This window comes from Streptomyces sp. MBT53 (assembly GCF_016654115.1).
Lineage (GTDB): Bacteria > Actinomycetota > Actinomycetes > Streptomycetales > Streptomycetaceae > Streptomyces.
In genome coordinates, this window is record NZ_JAEQAZ010000189.1 from 1 (window position 1) to 15996 (window position 15996).

Consider the following 15996-nt stretch of genomic DNA (forward strand, 5'->3'; position numbering starts at 1 on the left):
CCCGGCACCCCGCCCCGCCCTCGAATCGGCCCCCGCCGGCACCGAGACCGATGGCGCCGAGGAACGGGCGGGCGAGGCCCCCGAATCGGCGCCCGTCCCTGCTCTCGTCAAGGCTGAGCTGTCCAAGTCGGTGGCGCTCGAACTCGTCCCCACGTGGCGAGAGGAGGGCGAAGAGGCAGCCCTCGGCAAGCTCGCCGCGGCGCAGCAGAAGGCGCAGCAGAACGGACGCAAGCTGACGGCCGCACTCGTGCGTGAAGTCGTCAAGGACTCGGCGGCGGCCCGTAAGGCTGATGACGAGAACGGGGGCCAGCAAGGCAGGGGCACCCTCCCACCGTCCGAGAGGGAGCGGCGCGAGGCAGTGAACAAGACCCTCAAGGACGCTGCCGCGGCGGCCGACCGACTCGTCACGCTCCTGGGTAAGCTCGACATGGGCAGCACGCCGCCCCTCGACTTCGCAGCCGCAGAGACGGACGCGAAAACCATCCGTACCGCCGGTCGATGGCTGAGTACGAAGATCAAGGTCCCGGCCGAAGTGGTCGACGCCGAACTCGTCCACGACTGACACCACGACACGGCCGGGCCCCCGCATCCAGCGCGGGGGCCCGGCCGTGTCTCATCCCGACGCTATCGCCCGTAGGCGCCGCGGCACAGTGCGACGAGCGGCGGGTCGGTGACCCCCTGCGCCGCGCGGCACACCGCGCGCATGTCGTACCCGGACGATGCCGGCGCCGATAGGTAGGACGCGAGACGGTCCCGCCCGTGATCACGGAGCCTCGTCGTCGCCCTGGCCGAACTGCTGGTGCCAGCGCAAGGCGCCGAGGTTCTGCCACAACACCCCAAGTTCGATCTGGGCCGGAGTGAGCCCCGTTTCCTCCTCCAGTTCCTCACGGCTGAGGCCATCGGGGTGCGCGTCCATGGCGCGATAGATCTTCCCGGCCCATAGCTCAGCGTCGATGAATGGCCGTTTCCGGTACTGCTTTTGCAGGTCGCGTAGATGCTCGGGAGAGCAAGCGACGATCATCCGGCCGCCGTCGAGTTTCGGGTCGTGGGCGTGAATGACGGAGGAGTCCCGCACGACGGCATACAGCTCGGAGCCGTCGTCGATCATGGCTCCGCACTGGTCACACAGTTCGGGCTGAGGCTCGTCCTCGCCGACGGCGTCCGGCTCGCTGTCCGTCACTTCTCCTGTCTACCCCGCGGCGGCCAGCATGGCGAGGGCGGCGAGGGCGACGGAGGTCAAGGGCGGCGCATGCGCTCGCGGCGCCCGATCACCGGGAGCCGGGAGCCGCGCCGCGCGGCAGTCCACCGGTACGGGTAACACGGCGCCGCGGGGTACTGTCGCGTCCGCCCCAGCATCGGGGGAGGGGGGGAGTCTCCGCAGGTCACAGCACACGACAGGGGGCCACGCGACAACCCCCGCGACAGCTGACCGCCACACTCCCGACGCCCGGACCGGACGGCGCCGAGCTCGGCCGCCCGCACCGCCGCCGGCACCGCGAGGCCCGGCCCGACGAGGGCCCCGGCCGCCGCCTGGTCCTCGACGACGTCCTCGTCCGCGGCCACCTCGACCGGCTCCTCGACGGCCGCGAGCTCCTCGGCCGCCTGGTCCTCGACGAGCTCCTCGACCGTACGGCGGGCCGGGTCGTAGATGTCGGCGAGACGCGCGAGCTGTTCACCGATCCCGCGCGTGCCTGCGAGGAGTGCGGCGAAGTCGTCCCAGACTTCCCCGGCGAGCTTCGCGTACGCCCGGCCGCCGAGGACCGTCACGGCAGCCCCGGAGATCCCGAGCTCGTGCGCCTGCCGACGGAGCGTTTCGCCGTCGACCGTGCCCGGGGCGCCCGCCTTCAGGTCGTAATTCAGGATGTGCCGGTCAAGCTCGACGAGCCCCCACTTAGCCGAAAGGATCAGCACGCGCCCGCCCCGGCCGCCGCGAGTGAGGACGTCGGCCGCCTGCCGCATCGCGCGGTGGTAGTTCCCCACGTAAAGCTCACCGGCCCGCGCACCGATCACCGGCTTCCCCTTGTGGATGCCGTCGGCGTACACCGCCTTACGACCCCCGCACGCCACGATCACGACGCGCTCGCGCTCCTCGCACGCCGCCCGGCGGCGGCCCGCCGCGGTGAGTCGGACCTCGCCCGGGTTCGGCTTGTACGAGTCGGCGATCCGCAGGCGGCGGCCGTGGTCGTACGGCGGCGCCCACTCGACGTAACCGGCCGCCTCAAGAGCCGCGAGGGTGCGCAGGTTGCAGCCGTTCGGGAAGTGCCCGGCCGGGTGCGCGGCGGCGGTGTGCAACCAACGGCGCTGTACCCGAGTGAGCGGGACGAGGAGGAGCTCCTCCTCCTGGTCCTCGACGACGTCCTCGGCCGCGGCCTCCTCGACCGGCTCCTCGACGGCCGCGAGCTCCTCGCCATCGAGAGCGGCGAACAGGCGGACGCTGCGGCGCAGTTCGGCGGCGACGAGCTCGGCGGACTCGCGGTCGTGAGCCTCCGCATACGGGTTCGGCATGCGGTCCGCAGCGGCGAGGATCTCCTCGGCCTCGGCCACGTCGTACAGCTCGGCGAGCTTTACCGCGCCCTCGGCCTTCACGAGATCCCACGCGACGCGGGCGGCCTGGCCCCACATCGGGGCGTCTTGGGCGACGTAGCGGGGGAGGGTGCTGATGCCGTAGCAGTCGGCCGCCGCCTCGAACGCGTCGGCGCGGAACCGCGTGGCGTACGCGCGGCGCCCGCTGGCATCGGTGTATTCGAGGGCCTCCTCCCCGGCCGCGCTGCGGGCCCAACGGCCGTAGAGCCGGGCGGCCTTGGTGGCGAGGGCCTCGACGCGGGCGAGGTAGCGCGGGGCGGCAGACATCAGGCGGGCGATCCGCTCGGGGGCGCCGGACAGTTCGAGGCGCAGCTCGTCAGCCGTGGGGAGGGGAGCGTCCGGGCTCGCGGGGTTGTAGTGCCGGACCCTCCGCGGGTGGTGGGCGCTCACCTTGTAGATGACGGCCAGACGCCAGACGGCGGCGGCGCGGGCCTTGCCCTTCCCGGCCGCGGCGGGGAATTTGAGGGCGGCCTCGGCGCGGCCGTCACGGTCGACGGTGATTCGGGTCCGGGTGAGGTACTCCGTGGGCATCGGCGCTCTTCTCCGTCTTGGTGGGGTACTGCCCGCCCACCCTTCCACGGCCGTAAGTGAACTGCAAGTGCAACTGTGAGTTGTGCTGAAACTTTGGGTTGCTGTGACTGGGCATCCGAGTTGGCGAGCTGAGCACAACGGGGCCCCACACGGAGGAAGTTCCGCCGTTCAGCAGCAACACCGCCTCGGGCAAACCACCATGGAAGACAGCCGACCAGGGGAGATGCGATGGCTTACGATCACGACGGCTCAGCCGACCAGGGGTTCCCTCCGGACGACGAGCACGCGATGGCCTTGTACGAGCACGCCATCGGTAAACTCCGGGAAGCACGGTCGGCGCTCGGTCTGCTCATCGAGCGAGGACCGACCGACCATGACGAACGAGTGCCTGGACTCCCTTCGGCGAACTCAGCAGACCCACCGGGCGGGGCACGCGTGGAAGCGGCTTTCTACGCGTCCAACGCCGCCGTACACCTGCTCTACGAGGCCATTGGACAGCGTAAATCGGGCCTCCTGCCTCCCGTTGAACGGGCACAGGCAGACCTTGGTATGGCCCTCGGGTATGTCTCTGTCCTGAAGCTGAGGGAGGTCCACCGAGAGGTGTGGAAGGACCGGCCTCCGTCTGCGGGGGAATGAAAGGCGAGGCCGCTCGGCTCGCCAACTCGGGTACTCAGCCACAGTCGCTCGTGTGAGGGATGGACACCCGCGCCGTCCGGCGAGACGCTCCACAGAAAGCTTTGAACCACCGGGGCCCGGAAACGCAGCGCGACCAGGCCCGCGCGTCCCGCGTGGCGCACGGTGGAGAACGCGAAGGAGCCCCGGCATCTGCCGGGGCTCCTTCGCGGGTGGATCTGTCTGTTTCTCAGTGCTTGCCCTCTGAAGGGAACGGATCGATCCCCAAGGCGTAGTAGACGGCCTGCCGAGCACGGTAGAAGTCAGGTTCAGAGACCGTTTCGTCGTCCTCGATCTGTGAGAGCCATTCCGTGATCTCGTTGGGGTGCCATCGGTCGAAGCCTTCCGGGATCTCGATCGTGGTCACGGTGCGGCGCAGCTTTTCGTACTCGGCGGCGCTGGTGATCAGGGGCGAGTTCTGCGGGTCGAACGGCTCCGCCGCTGCGGTCTGGGCTGTGGTCCCGGTCATGTGCTGTCCTCCTGGGGAGTTGAACGGGTCCCGGCACTCTCGGGCTCCGTTGGTCTACGGAAGAGATGGACAGGGGCGGTGTCGGGCCAGCGCTACATGCCGGCTTCCGGCTGCCGGTCCCACAGGTGCACGGTGCTGCCGGCGCGAAGCGGTGCGCCCGGCGGCCCCTTGATGTGCCCAGGAACGATGCGGTCCTCGTGCTGGCAGTCCCCGGCCGCGTGGCCGCCGGGGTTGAGGCAGGTTGAGCGGCGGTACGGGCGCACCGGCCACCGGCAGGACCACGACGGCTCGCGGCGGCCCGTGCTGACCGCGGCGTCCTCGGCCGCCGCCTCCCGGGGCGGCCGGTGGGCCGTGTGGACGTTGACGATGCGGACGGTCGACGAGCCGGTGATGCCCTGCCGGGCGTCGCGCTTCCTGCCGGCGCGCTCGCGGGGAATCTCCTCGACCTCCGCCCACCGGGTGCCCCCGGCGGTGGTCATGAGCTGCCACGCCGTGTAAAGGGTGTGGCTCCATACGTCGGTGGTGTCGGGCCGGGCCGGAGCGAACTCGGCGCCCTCACTCAACAACACCTCATGGTCCCAGCTCAGCGGCCCCCCGGGGGTGTCCTGCTGCCCGGCCTCGATCATCCCGGCCGTCATGACCGAGCCGTCTCGCATCGTGCCGATTACGGTCTCGGCAGGCAGGCCAGACAAAAGCCCGCGGGGGGCGTAGTAGGTCACCCAAATGCCCCTACTGCCGGACGGGATGGGGGCGTACCCGGCGCTGGTGGTGTGACCCCAGGTCACCTGGCCCTCGGTCACCTGAACGTCGTTCGGGGTCCATGCAGTCCACGACGCCGCCACGATCGGTTTTGTGATCTTCGCGTCCACCCCCGCCCTGGCGGTCAACGTGCCCGCTAGGGCGGCCCCAACATCCTCGACGTAGCCGCCGATCGGCTCCTCGAAAACGATGAAGCCGGATTCGGACGGCAGGCGGTCGACGCTTACCCGCTCCCGGGGCGGAGTGGCGGCAGCGGCCAGCGCCAAGGCGGTCATGTCCGCCGTGGCGTAGTAGAGCTCTGCCTGTTCCAGCCGCGCACGCTCCGCGTTGTTGAGTACGACGGAAGCGAGTGTGCCCGCGTCGAGCGGAGCGTTCTCCATCGTCGGCACGATCGAGCAGTGACCCGCGAGGATCGCCCCGCGCATGCTGACGATGGACGGTTCCGACGTGGTGAACTCCGCGAGCTCCGCGCGCCACTCCGGCAGCTCCCGGGGGTCCGGTGCTACCCACCGGGTGGTGGCGGGTTGGGTCATCACTCGCCCTCCCGAACGGCGTCAGCGTCGCCGCCCTTGATGAACCGCGCGGGATTGTCCCCGGCGCCCCCTGTTTCGAGGTACCACGCCATGGTCTGTACGCCCTCCTCCTTGCAGTAGCCGGGATTCGGGCCGAGCCGGAACCCGCCCGGCATCGGGGAGCCGTCCGGCTTACGCGGGACCACTGCGCGGGCCGTCGGGTGGGCCGAGGCGTAGACGACGCAGTCAGACAGCACCGCGAGCGGCACGGCCCCCGTGGTGACCCACGTCTTCACCATCTTCCGGTGCCCGCCGACACGAGCCGCAGCGATCACCGCCGCCCGCATGTCCGGCCGCCACGTCGGCCGCTTCAGCGCCGCCCACGGGGCATGCCGGCCGGAGCGCTTGCCCTGCGGCTTCTCGCGCATCTTGCCAACGCCGCCCTTGGCCGTCTGCTTGATCGCAGCGAGGACGGCGACGGCCTCTGGGTCACGTTCCTTGAGCGTCGCCATGGCCCGGAGGAACGACTCCTCGTCCATGTCCTCGGTGACGCCCAGGTCGGCGAGCGTGGCCATGTAAGCGTCACGAAGACGGCCGTACCAGAGATCGAAGTAGCCGCCCGGCTCCTGCCGCAGCCACGCCGCGAGGGGCCGCACCTCGACCCCGAGCTCGACCGCGTACGCGAGGGTCTGCGTCGTGTACCAGGCCGGGCCGGTCGGCGCCTGCCCGTTCGGCGTGAACGGCGACGGCATCCCCGCCGGTAGCTCGACCCACTCCTTCGTGACCGGGTTCTTCGTCCGCAGCACAGCGCCGGACAGGTCAACCAGCCACGTTCCCGGGACCTTCTTGTCGAAGCGCGGACCGTCGGTGTAGACGGCCTCGCCGAGGCCGACGAGGAGACGGCTCGACGCGGCAAGAAACGCGGTGTTGATGTCGAGCCCCACGACGTACGGCAAGGCGGCCTCGGTCTCGGTCGGCTTGCGGTACCAGGTGAGGGCCTCCTCGAAGATCACGTGTTCCGGGGTGCGCTGGTCCCTCGTCCGCTCAGCGGCGAGGGGATGCTCGTCCGGGGCCTCCGGCGGGGCCGGGTCGACCGGCCTGGAGAGGGAGCCCTCGACCGGCACCCGCCGCATCTTCCCGGTGCCGCGGTCGAACTGCACGCGCGTCGGGGGCCGAAGCGCGGTCATCAGGGCGATACCGCAACCAGCGGTGGAGCCGGTCGGGCTGATGACCCGCTCGGCATACACGCCGAGGGCGTACGCGAGCGCGCCCGGGTTGGTGGCCACCTCGGCGAGCCCGCCCCATCGCAGATGATCAGAGAAGGCCCCCCACGGGATGACGGCGACGCGCACCTCGGCGCGATCTTTGAACAGGAAAGACCAGGCCCCCAGTCCGGCGCGGCTCAGGGTCCACCCCGCCGCGTCCACGGCCTTCACCGCGGGGTGGTCGTCGGTCACCCGAAGGTTCCGGCGGTCGTTGAGCTGGAGCGGCAGGCCGAGGGCCTCGGCCGCGGACTCGTCCAGCACCAGGAGCGGGCCGGAGGGCTCGGCGTACTTGGACAGACCCGGGGCGCCCAGGCCGTACGCGAGGGCCCACTCGGCGGCCGTGGCAAGGTCGGTGACGTCCGCCGGCACGTCGGCGGTCTGTCCGTTGGGAAGGTGGGCGCGCAGTTCGTTGCCGACCGCTTCGAGGACGGCCAGGGGCGCGGTGTACGAAACCTCAGTCATGGCGTCCTCGCTCAGTGAAAGTCGATGTAGTCGATATCGCCGAACGTGACGTCGAGCCCGTCCGCCCGTGTGCCGCCGTCGCGGAAGTACTCCATGGCGAGGGCCTCGCCCGCGATCTCCTGCGCCTTCTCCTCGTCTCCGTTGCGCAGGGCCTCGAACAGGTCGTCGAGGAGCTCCTCGGGGACGTCCTCGGTGAGACGCCTCATCCGCGCGTCGTCCGTCGACCCCGCCGCGGCGTGGAAACCGAAGCTCGCGCGGGTCTCGATCGTCAGGCCGCGGCGCTTGGCCTCCTTGATCCCCTTCGCGGTGACGCGCGGCTGGTGATCCTTCGACACCTCGCGGCGGAGGGCGTCGAGCGTCTCCGTCTTGCTCTTGCGGATGTCTCGATCACCCTTGGCGATCCGCTGGACCTGTCGCCGAGAGATGCCGAGGCGATCGGCCACCCGTTGCGTGTTGCCCTTTTCCCGCCTCATCAGAGCGTTGAACAGGCCCTTCGGGGTCTTCGGCAGATCCCGAGTCTGAATCCGGGCCCGCAGTGCATCAACAATCTTGCCCATGGTCCGGCTCCTCTCAGGCGATCTTGTAAACGGTCGAGCCGGGCGGGATCACGGCCTTTTCCGGCGTAAGGCAGATGGCGCCGCCGCACAGCACGTTGCCGGGCAACCTGGTCTTGAACGGGGTGTCGCAGACCGGGCAGTCGAGCCGCCGCTCCGGGAACTCCCCGCGGTGCGACTGCTGCGCCGGGACGACGTACGAAACCGGCAACTTCCGCAGCAGCTTGGACAGATACCCGCCCGGCCGGTACGCCTGCCGGTTCTCGGACGAGTCCAGCGCGCGGAGGAGGGCCTCCTCCGGCCACCCGTTACGCAGGCACCACGTCACCGACTTGATGCCGTTGTCCCGCTCCTCGGAAGTCGTGCCGACGAACCACCGGACGCGGTTGATCACGGCCTCGGCCCGTGCCGGCGCCTCGTCCCACGCCGCGCCTTCCAGTCGCGCGGCGGTGAGCCCGGACATCAGGGTGAACCGGTCGGGGCGGCGGCCGGTGACGTACCCGGACGTCCCCGAGGCCCGCATGGTCACCGGGCGGAAGGTGACGAGGTCCGCGGCCACCAGGTGCGGCCGGTGACGCTCGATCGTGCGCAGGCTGACCCCCGCGAGCTTGGCCAACTCCTCTTGGCTGACCTGCCCTTCCCACCCGATACCGGCAAGAGCGATCAGGCACTTTGCGCACGTGGGGTCGGGGGCGATGACGTTCCGGGCCCACTCATGCGCGCCCGGCAACAGCGGCTGACCGATCCCGCCCGTCAGGGGAGTGCGCTGGTCCTCGTCGATACGGCCGTGCTCGTACAGGTGGGCAAGGTGGTACTGAGTCGCCCGCTTTTTCAGGCCGACCAGCTTCCCGAGCTCTACCGTTGTGAGCCACGTCTCAGGGTCGGCCAATTGGTGATCTCCGAGAGCACCGAAAACTCTGATGCAGAGGTCGCATTCATCAGGGCTGATAGCCCGGTGTGGTGCCACGATTACATTCGGCCTTTCTGGCCACTGCGGTGTGGGGCCCCCGGGGGGCTGGGTACACTCCGCACTAGACCTAGAGCAGGGTCGGCGCGAGAGCCTCGACGGGGCGGGAGCTGGTAACTCCCGGTAGATCCCCGGCGGGGCTTTTGCAATTCAATGGGTAATTCGCGGGTGGATAGGTGCACAGCCTGTGATCACCGGCTAAACCGTGATGACCTCCTGCGAACCGCCGATCATGTCCGCCAACCGGCGAGGCGAAAGCTTGCTCACGGCGTGCGACGGGCCGCAAAGCAGGTCGGGGACCGGGACACCGTAGTGCGCCGACAACTTGTCGATGTCCCCCATCGACCACACCGCTTTGCCGTTCTGCTTCCGGCTGACCTGCCCCTGAGTGATGCGCAATCCCTTGGCGAGCTTGGTCTGATTCTCGCCGCACGCCTTCATCAGGGCGGCGACGGTGATCCTGAGCGTGGCCTCGCTCGTGCTGGCCGCGTTCCCCAACTTCCCCATGCTCTGACCTCACCGTTTGTGAGCTGGACTCATAACGACTGCTAGACCGGTCCGCTCGGTTCCGCGCCGATCACCGCACACTCTTGCACGGTTGCAGCACAACTGCAAGTCTCGCTTGCAGTGCACCTACGTTCGTGTCATCCTCGGGGCATGACTAACAAAGACACCGACACCGGCGCCGGCACCGAGAAGACGCTCGCGGAGCTGAGGGAGGCGTCCGAGACGGTCGAGGAGGCGGCGAGGAAGGCAAAGGCCGCCCTCCTCGCGCGGGCGGTCAAGGACGCCATGGCGTCCACCAAGTACGGCCACCTCAGCGGCGTAGCCCGAGAGGCTGGCATCGCCCCTCAGTACCTCCGCGACATCATCGAGAAGGAACACCCCGGTTGGCTCGACCAGGCCGCCGAGGAGCGCGAGGCCGCGAAGGCGGCGGCGCCCAGGGGCAGGAAGGCCGCGAGGGCGGCCTAACGAACAGCCGGCGCGGACGTGCCGACGGGGACTCAACTCGAAGACCGCCGTCGTCTCGCCCTCACTAGAGCCGACCACTCCGTACCCGAGAGGAGCCCCCGGACGTGACCGCAGCCCCGGCCGAGAGGCCCGACCCGTACCGCACAGACGAACACAGCGGACCGCGCACGCTCACACAGCTACGAGCCGCCCTGTCCGCTGCCTCGACCGCGGACCGCGAGGAGTTCGAGCAGCAGCTCGGCGAGCTCGAACTCAACAGCACCGAGGAGTACGAGACCCTCATCCGCTCGTGGCGGCACCGCCTTGTCATGCGTACGAACCCGGCGATCCTCGCCGCCGTCGCCGCCAGCGCCGACCCCACCGCCCCGCGCTACACCTCCGAGGAGATCCTCGGCGGCGCCCAGGGGGCGGGCCGGTGACCCAAGGCGCGATGTGGTCCGTCGTCTACAGCGAGACCGGCCGCGCCGGGCTCGCCACGGCCACCACCGAAGAGCGGGCCGCCGTCCTCGCGTTCGAGAAGGAACTCGCCCAAGAGCCCTACAGCCGAGGCGAGTTGTACCCGGACCGCGTCGGCGGCCTCTACACCGCTCTACTCACCGTCGCGGGCCGCCTCGCCTGGACCAGCGTCCTGTACCGAGTCGACGAGACCCGGCGCGAGGTGCTGATCGTGGCCCTCGTGTCCGGCCCCTGATCCGAGGAGAACAAGCCCGTGGGGGAGAACTCGACCGAGGCCCGCGTCGCGGCGGCCGTCCAGCGCCACGCCCGATGGCGCGCATGGTGGGAGGTTGAGACCGCCATCACGGCCGTCATGTCCGACCCGGAAGTCCGGCGCCTGGGGGAGGAGATCCGGCAGGAGGAGACCCGCCTCGGGCTGGAGCTGCGTCCGCGTTTCCAACCCCTCAAAGATCAGTACGACCGCGCGGTACGCGAGGGCAACATCGACGTTCTCACCCGGACCTGTCACGGCAAACATGGCCGGTGGGGGCGCATCTGCGTATTGACCGCAGGGCATGAGTCGGCCGAACTGCACTGGGGGATCACGTCGGAAGGACAGCCCGTCGCGTGGGTCGGCAGCGCCCCCGACGACGACTGAACGCGGCAACGCTGGGCCCGCGCCGACGTAGACGGCGGATGCGGACTAGCGCCGGCACCGCAGTGAGAGAAAGAACGAGCGCCCGACCCCTTCCGGGTCGGGCGCTCTGCATTCTGCGGTTCGTCAGCCGAGCGGCGCGGCGTACCGCAGCGTCCAGCCGCGGCCGAGGGTATGCCGGGTGACCTCGACGACCCGGCCCTCGGCAGTCCGGCCGACGTGCGTCACGGTGAGGAGGAGCTCGCCCTCCTCGACGCCGAGGGCCTCGGCCTGGTCCGCCGTCGCGGGCCGCTGGTCGACATCCTCGACGGCCTCGGCGCCCTGGTCGAACCCCGCCTCGCGCATACGGGAGATGATCCCGCCCGCTCCCGTGTCGACCTGCTCGATACCGGCCGCCGTGGCGACGTCGACCGGAATCCACGTGTCGGCGAGCTGGACCAGGCGCTCACCGTCGAACATGCGGCGGGCACGGACGACGACCGGCCCCTCAGCGCCGAGGAGCTCGGCGACGTCGGCCGGGGCCTCCGCACGGCTCACGGTCACCTCGGCCCGCGGCGTTCCCCCGCCGCGGCGAGTCTCGCTCTCGAATGCGCCGTGTGCGCCGTTGGCCTCGCGCAGATCGGTGCGGTACCGGCTCCGGGCATCGCGGGTGATGCTGCCGTTCGAGCTGATCGTGTTCTGTGCCATGTTCGGTGGAGTCCCTTCCGTGTGCGTGTGATCAGTGAGTGGGGCCGAGAGGCCAGGAGTACGACAGGCGCCACAGGTGCGAGGGCAGTACGTGAATCGTGACCTCGACCGCGCGGCCGTCCTCGGTGCGCCCGATGTGGGCGATCTCGAAAACGCGCTGATCCTCCGCCATGTCGAGGGCCTCGACCTCCTCGGGCGTCGGCCTGCGTACCTCGATGTCTTCCGTGATGTGGGCCTGTGCGTGACCGAGCTCGGCAAGCCGAGACTTCGACCCGCCCGGCCCGGTGTCGATCTCTTCGAGCCTTGTCCCCCCGGCGATCTCTAGCGGGAGGTACGACGTCGCGAGCTGTACCGGGACGTCGTCGGCGAGCATCCGCCGCACCCGAGCTAGGGCCGACGCGGTGTTCGCGTCGACTCCGAGAACGTCCGCCACCCATGCCGGCGGCTGCACATGGTGCGTGGCGGTGACCGACGACGGAGTCATGCCGAGGCCGCGGATCTCGGCCTCGAACGCGCCCCGTGCCTGCCCCTCCTCCCGCCGTGCCCGGACGTAGCGCGATGTCGAATCACGAACGATCTTCTGGACGATCCGGTGCACGAAGCTGCCCCGGCGGCCCTTGGTGATCAGTCCCTCGGAGGAGAGCAGACGCAAAGCCTGTGCGGCAGTCCCCCGATTGGTGCCGATCTGGTCGGCGAGCTCCTCCTCGGTGGGGAGCTTGGAGCCAGGGGGATAGGTCCCCCTGTTGATGCATGCGCGCACCTCGTCGGCGACTGTGCGAAACGTCGCTCGGCGCGGCTCTCCGTCTGTCATACATCCCACCCTATCTGCAACCCATCTGGTCGGGTTCGGCTTCCGACTCAGCATGAATGGAATCCAAGACCATTGCAATGGATTCCATTCAATGATTCACTCATGTCGTGCCGATCAACCGGCACCGAGTGAAGGCCCTAGGGCCCGAGCTTGCATGGTCCGCCGTGCCTGAAAAGGCACGGCCCCGGGGCGTCTAGTCCACGCACACCGGGGCCGCTCGGCGGACTCCTCAAACCGCAGAGGAGTTGATTCCGCGTGACCACCACCTTGCCCGAAACCGACGTCGTCCGGCGAATCGCCACGGCGGCCCGTGGTCTCGACACCGAGGCCCGTCTCGACCTGTCGGCCGTGATCGGCCTCGACGTCGACCTCGTCCTCGGCTACGAGTACGAGATCCCCGAGAACCTGACCGGTAAGGCCCGCACCGAGGCCCTGTTCGCCGCGTTCGCCGACGACATGACCCGCGTCGCCGCCCTGGCCGACATGCTCGACGCCGGATTCATCGACACCCCCCGCTCGTACGGCCGCCTCCTCGTCCTCGCGGACGAGCTGACGCAGGCCGACGACGCCGACGGGTTCGAGGCCGACGAGACCGACGAGGCGTTCATCGGGGGGTGGGCCGCGTGACCCGCGCCTTTTCCCTCACGCTCGGTCACATCTGGACCGAGGCCCGCACCATCGCCGTCAACGTCGCCGAGGCGATCGAGGACGCGAACAAGTGGATGACCGTTCCGGCTGTCCTGCTCGCGCTCCTGGTCCTGGCGACCGGCGCCGCGGTCGTCGTCCTGGTGGCCGTCACCATCACGTTCTTCGCCGCTCTGGGCGGCATCGGATACCTGCTCTACCGCGCACTCGCGTACGTCTGCGACTGGGCGCCCCAGCCGAAGGGAGCCCGCGCGTGAACGGGCCCGAATCCACCACCCCCGAGAACGCGACCGTTCCCCGCACTCGCGCGGCACGAGCGGCCTTCGATCAGATCACTGTCAACCGTGAGGCCGCTGCCGCCGCCGAGGCCGCCAAGTCCGGTGCCATCGTCGGCCGTGAGGAGCGCAAGACAGCCGCCCTGCGCGGCAAGTTGGAGCGTCAGGCCCTGAAGGAGCACGGCAAGGGCGCGTCCAAGCGTCGCCGGTCCCGGGCTCGCACCGAACGCGCCGAGCGCGCCGGTCGGATGATGACCAAGCGCCGTGCGCTGATCATCACCGCTCTGGCGTTCGCCGTCTCCGTCGGCGCGAGCATGCCGCTTCAGATCGACTACTTCTCCGGCCTCCATAACGCCTCTACTCCCGGGCAGGTGCTCGGCTGGATCGGCGTGTCCCTCGCTCTCGTGGTCGAGACCGCCGCGTGGGTCTTCGTCATCCACGGCTTGGACGCTGCGGTGAAGGGCGGAGCCGCCGGCCGCTACCGCGTCGGCGCGTTCGCCCTCGCTTCTGTCGCCGCCTACATCAACCACCAGCACGGAACCGAACTCTTCGGCCCCGTCGCCGGATGGGCACTCGCCCTCGCCGCCCTGCTGTCCGTTGCGGCCGTCGAGTCGTACGTCTCCCTTCAGAAGGAGACCGGCGCCACCAAGCGCAAGCGCCGCTCGCTGGACGAGCGCCGCGCCGACTGGGCATTCCGCATCGCCCACCCGATCGCCGCATTCTGCTCCTGGCGCCTCAAGACCATTCACGGGCTGGACATGACCCCTCGCGAGGCCCGCGAAGCGTGGTGGGAGCTGAAGCACCAAGCCGGACTCGGCCTGACGAAGCGAATCATCGGCCGCGCCGCCGACAAGCGCGCCGAGGTCGCTACCGCGCTCGCCGAACTTGCCGCCGCCCCCTACAAGAACACCGCCGAGGACGACACCGACGGCCCCGTACTCATCATCCCGGGTGTTACCGCCGCCCCCTCCACCGTGACCCTCGTAGACGTCCTGGGAAGGCCGTTGAAGGGCGCGAAATTCCCCGTCCCGTCTGGGAAGCAGGCTCGTCGTGCATCTGCCGGCGGAGCGCAGATCGAGCGGACCGAAGAGGAGTGGAACGCGCTCATCGACGTTGCCGTCGAGGCCCTGCCGAAGCTGGAGGAGCGGGCCGAGCGTGACGGCCGGTTGATCGGACCCGAGGGCACGGTCAGCCCGCGCACTCTCGCCAAGGCCGTCGGTATCCGGGCCGAGCAGGGCGCGGAGCTGATCGACCGGCTCGGCTCGGCCCGCGGGATGACCCTGCGGAAGTTCCACAGGGTGAACGGTCACGCCTTCGGTGAACCGAAGCGCCTCGAAGGGGCGGGGATCTGACGATGGCCACCACCACCACGAACCACGGCGGCCGGGTAGGGGCTTCGGCCGCCGGGCCGCACATGGTGCCGGTCGTCATCGGGGGGCGCCGTCGGGTGCTGGCTGTCCCCCCGCCTCCGGGGCGTGGCCGCACCCTCCTGCCCCGTCCTGTCCGTACTGCCCTGTCCAACTGGGGGTTGGTCTACGACTCCGTGGCCCAGCCCCTCATCCCCTCCGCCCACCTGGTCCAGCTCAAGCACCTGTTGCAGGCGTGGGGATGGGGACAGTCCTTCGACATCAGCCCGTCGGGGCGCCTGTGCATCCGAGGCGGTCAGACCGTCCTCGAACACCACGGCTACGTCACCCCCGCCGGGCGGGCCCGCGCCGTCACGTACATGCAACAGACCCTCGCCGCCGATGGCGTCTCGATGCAGTTCTTCGCCTGGAACGACCTCACCGGACGCACCTTCGCCGAGGTCGAGCACCTCATCACCCGGTCGGCAGCCGCCGCCCTGAGCAACAAGGAGTAACCCCGATGTCCCCCGACGATCGCGAGACCTTCGACCGGCTCACCGCCCAGTTCCGCAGTGAGCCCGTCGAGATCATCGACCCCACCCCCTACGGCGGCGCCCCGGCCGGGAAGACCGGCCTCACCCCGCGCGGAAAGGTCGTCATGGGACTCGCCGGCGCGGCCATCCTCGGCGCCACCCTCATCGGTTACACCGCCTACTCCGCCGACTCCGACCAGGCCGACGCACGCGCCCAGGAGATCACCCTTCAGCGTGAGCGCCTGGAGCTGGAGCGCATGAAGGAGATCAACAAGGCCAACGCCGACGACCGCAAGGCCGCCACCGAAGCCAGCGCGGCCCGGCAGACCGCACTGAACAACTGCGTCAAGGACGGCTCGGCGCAGATCGGCAAGAGCGGCGGCCCCTGGAGCCGCACTCAGGTCGTGGACGAGTGCCAGAAGCTCGGCGACGGCGACGACTGGTCCGACACCAAGACCGGTACGGACATGGCCAACGCCGCCAGCTCCAGCGACCTGAACACCCACGACGGGGGCGGCGACTCCGGAAACAACGGCCTGCTGTGGATCGTCGGCGGCGGCGCGGCCCTCGCCGTGATCGGCGCCAAGAAGGCCAAGAAGGCATAGCGACCGACTTACTTACTTACTACTTCCCAGGTCAGAGGCCCCCTCGCGCGCCCCCGCGGGCCCGCGCGGGGCCTCCTGGCCGGGAAGTAGTAAGTAGGTACGACTGAGAGTGACGTTTCATGGATGAGACCACCGGAGCCCCGGGCGTCAGCCCGGAGCCCGCCCCGGCCCCGCCGGCGGACGAGCCGCGGGGCTTCCTCGCCTCCGCCCTCACCCCGATTGCTCCCGCCCACCCGGCTGCCGACGACGCCGACGACG

20 protein-coding genes and 1 pseudogene are annotated in these 15996 nt (G+C 69.9%); 11 read left to right on the top strand and 10 right to left on the bottom strand.

From position 1 onward, the window contains the following. A pseudogene (locus JHN45_RS41720) lies at window positions 1–562 on the top strand (hypothetical protein); the annotation flags it as partial. 201 nt (window positions 563–763) lie between these two features. Here JHN45_RS41720 and JHN45_RS41725 read toward each other — a convergent pair. Further along, window positions 764–1180 (bottom strand): hypothetical protein, encoded by a 417-nt coding sequence (locus tag JHN45_RS41725; protein ID WP_201054574.1) that lies wholly within the window; start codon window positions 1178–1180, stop codon window positions 764–766. Between the two features lie 56 nt (window positions 1181–1236). Beyond that, complete coding sequence (locus JHN45_RS41730) at window positions 1237–3114, bottom strand: DUF6884 domain-containing protein (protein ID WP_201054575.1); 1878 nt, start codon at window positions 3112–3114, stop codon at window positions 1237–1239. 228 nt (window positions 3115–3342) lie between these two features. On the opposite strand from JHN45_RS41730, the gene JHN45_RS41735 reads away from it, so the two are divergent. Further along, a complete protein-coding gene (locus JHN45_RS41735; protein WP_201054576.1) occupies window positions 3343–3750 on the top strand; it encodes a hypothetical protein in 408 nt (135 codons plus the stop codon). Window positions 3751–3976: 226 nt separating this feature from the next. On the opposite strand, the gene JHN45_RS41740 is transcribed toward JHN45_RS41735, so the two are convergent. From JHN45_RS41740 to JHN45_RS41765, 6 genes are all read right to left on the bottom strand, one after another. After that, window positions 3977–4255 (bottom strand): hypothetical protein, encoded by a 279-nt coding sequence (locus JHN45_RS41740; protein ID WP_201054593.1) that lies wholly within the window; start codon window positions 4253–4255, stop codon window positions 3977–3979. Window positions 4256–4347: 92 nt separating this feature from the next. Then, the gene (locus JHN45_RS41745; RefSeq protein ID WP_201054577.1) at window positions 4348–5547 is read right to left on the bottom strand and encodes a hypothetical protein; all 1200 of its coding nucleotides are present in this window, start codon (window positions 5545–5547) and stop codon (window positions 4348–4350) included. Beyond that, complete coding sequence (locus tag JHN45_RS41750; RefSeq protein WP_201054578.1) at window positions 5547–7253, bottom strand: transcriptional regulator; 1707 nt, start codon at window positions 7251–7253, stop codon at window positions 5547–5549. The genes JHN45_RS41745 and JHN45_RS41750 overlap by 1 nt, the downstream gene beginning before the upstream one ends. An 11-nt stretch (window positions 7254–7264) precedes the next feature. Further along, window positions 7265–7810 carry a helix-turn-helix transcriptional regulator gene (locus JHN45_RS41755; RefSeq protein WP_201054579.1) on the bottom strand — a complete coding sequence of 182 codons (546 nt, stop codon included), beginning with the start codon at window positions 7808–7810 and terminating at the stop codon, window positions 7265–7267. Between the two features lie 13 nt (window positions 7811–7823). Further along, complete coding sequence (locus JHN45_RS41760) at window positions 7824–8774, bottom strand: hypothetical protein (RefSeq protein WP_236584693.1); 951 nt, start codon at window positions 8772–8774, stop codon at window positions 7824–7826. 198 nt (window positions 8775–8972) lie between these two features. Beyond that, on the bottom strand, window positions 8973–9281 hold the full coding sequence (locus tag JHN45_RS41765) for a helix-turn-helix transcriptional regulator (protein WP_201054581.1): 309 nt from the start codon (window positions 9279–9281) through the stop codon (window positions 8973–8975). A 150-nt stretch (window positions 9282–9431) separates the two neighbouring features. On the opposite strand from JHN45_RS41765, the gene JHN45_RS41770 reads away from it, so the two are divergent. From JHN45_RS41770 to JHN45_RS41785, 4 genes are all read left to right on the top strand, one after another. Further along, the gene (locus tag JHN45_RS41770) at window positions 9432–9746 is read left to right on the top strand and encodes a hypothetical protein (RefSeq protein WP_201054582.1); all 315 of its coding nucleotides are present in this window, start codon (window positions 9432–9434) and stop codon (window positions 9744–9746) included. Window positions 9747–9850: 104 nt separating this feature from the next. Continuing rightward, window positions 9851–10165 (top strand): hypothetical protein, encoded by a 315-nt coding sequence (locus JHN45_RS41775; protein WP_201054583.1) that lies wholly within the window; start codon window positions 9851–9853, stop codon window positions 10163–10165. After that, entirely contained in the window at window positions 10162–10437 is a 276-nt protein-coding gene (locus JHN45_RS41780; RefSeq protein ID WP_201054584.1) for a hypothetical protein, read from the top strand. The genes JHN45_RS41775 and JHN45_RS41780 overlap by 4 nt, the downstream gene beginning before the upstream one ends. An 18-nt stretch (window positions 10438–10455) precedes the next feature. Continuing rightward, window positions 10456–10839: a hypothetical protein gene (locus tag JHN45_RS41785; protein ID WP_201054585.1), complete on the top strand. Its 384-nt coding sequence runs from the start codon at window positions 10456–10458 to the stop codon at window positions 10837–10839. 123 nt (window positions 10840–10962) lie between these two features. Here the strand turns inward: JHN45_RS41785 and JHN45_RS41790 are convergent, their stop codons facing one another. Both JHN45_RS41790 and JHN45_RS41795 read right to left on the bottom strand, forming a co-directional pair. Then, window positions 10963–11523 carry a UTRA domain-containing protein gene (locus tag JHN45_RS41790; protein WP_201054586.1) on the bottom strand — a complete coding sequence of 187 codons (561 nt, stop codon included), beginning with the start codon at window positions 11521–11523 and terminating at the stop codon, window positions 10963–10965. Window positions 11524–11554: 31 nt separating this feature from the next. After that, on the bottom strand, window positions 11555–12334 hold the full coding sequence (locus tag JHN45_RS41795; protein ID WP_201054587.1) for a GntR family transcriptional regulator: 780 nt from the start codon (window positions 12332–12334) through the stop codon (window positions 11555–11557). A 255-nt stretch (window positions 12335–12589) separates the two neighbouring features. Between JHN45_RS41795 and JHN45_RS41800 the strand changes: the two genes are divergently transcribed. Genes JHN45_RS41800 through JHN45_RS41820 form a run of 5 tightly spaced genes read left to right on the top strand, consistent with a single transcriptional unit; the run spans window position 12590 to window position 15738 of the window. Further along, entirely contained in the window at window positions 12590–12961 is a 372-nt protein-coding gene (locus JHN45_RS41800) for a hypothetical protein (protein ID WP_201054588.1), read from the top strand. After that, window positions 12958–13236 (top strand): hypothetical protein, encoded by a 279-nt coding sequence (locus tag JHN45_RS41805; protein WP_201054589.1) that lies wholly within the window; start codon window positions 12958–12960, stop codon window positions 13234–13236. Before JHN45_RS41800 ends, JHN45_RS41805 begins: the two co-directional genes overlap by 4 nt. After that, on the top strand, window positions 13233–14606 hold the full coding sequence (locus JHN45_RS41810) for a hypothetical protein (RefSeq protein ID WP_201054590.1): 1374 nt from the start codon (window positions 13233–13235) through the stop codon (window positions 14604–14606). Before JHN45_RS41805 ends, JHN45_RS41810 begins: the two co-directional genes overlap by 4 nt. Before the next feature lie 2 nt (window positions 14607–14608). After that, window positions 14609–15115 (top strand): hypothetical protein, encoded by a 507-nt coding sequence (locus JHN45_RS41815; RefSeq protein ID WP_201054591.1) that lies wholly within the window; start codon window positions 14609–14611, stop codon window positions 15113–15115. 5 nt (window positions 15116–15120) lie between these two features. Beyond that, window positions 15121–15738 (top strand): hypothetical protein, encoded by a 618-nt coding sequence (locus JHN45_RS41820; protein ID WP_201054592.1) that lies wholly within the window; start codon window positions 15121–15123, stop codon window positions 15736–15738. Window positions 15739–15996: the final 258 nt, after the last annotated feature.

Bases quoted from the DNA above. Each gene is read 5' to 3' on its own strand.
- JHN45_RS41730 (WP_201054575.1), bottom strand. From the start codon at position 3,114: ATGCCCACGGAGTACCTCACCCGGACCCGAATCACCGTCGACCGTGAC.
- JHN45_RS41735 (WP_201054576.1), top strand. From the start codon at position 3,343: ATGGCTTACGATCACGACGGCTCAGCCGACCAGGGGTTCCCTCCGGAC.
- JHN45_RS41740 (WP_201054593.1), bottom strand. From the start codon at position 4,255: ATGACCGGGACCACAGCCCAGACCGCAGCGGCGGAGCCGTTCGACCCG.
- JHN45_RS41745 (WP_201054577.1), bottom strand. From the start codon at position 5,547: ATGACCCAACCCGCCACCACCCGGTGGGTAGCACCGGACCCCCGGGAG.
- JHN45_RS41750 (WP_201054578.1), bottom strand. From the start codon at position 7,253: ATGACTGAGGTTTCGTACACCGCGCCCCTGGCCGTCCTCGAAGCGGTC.
- JHN45_RS41755 (WP_201054579.1), bottom strand. From the start codon at position 7,810: ATGGGCAAGATTGTTGATGCACTGCGGGCCCGGATTCAGACTCGGGAT.
- JHN45_RS41765 (WP_201054581.1), bottom strand. From the start codon at position 9,281: ATGGGGAAGTTGGGGAACGCGGCCAGCACGAGCGAGGCCACGCTCAGG.
- JHN45_RS41770 (WP_201054582.1), top strand. From the start codon at position 9,432: ATGACTAACAAAGACACCGACACCGGCGCCGGCACCGAGAAGACGCTC.
- JHN45_RS41790 (WP_201054586.1), bottom strand. From the start codon at position 11,523: ATGGCACAGAACACGATCAGCTCGAACGGCAGCATCACCCGCGATGCC.
- JHN45_RS41795 (WP_201054587.1), bottom strand. From the start codon at position 12,334: ATGACAGACGGAGAGCCGCGCCGAGCGACGTTTCGCACAGTCGCCGAC.
- JHN45_RS41815 (WP_201054591.1), top strand. From the start codon at position 14,609: ATGGCCACCACCACCACGAACCACGGCGGCCGGGTAGGGGCTTCGGCC.
- JHN45_RS41820 (WP_201054592.1), top strand. From the start codon at position 15,121: ATGTCCCCCGACGATCGCGAGACCTTCGACCGGCTCACCGCCCAGTTC.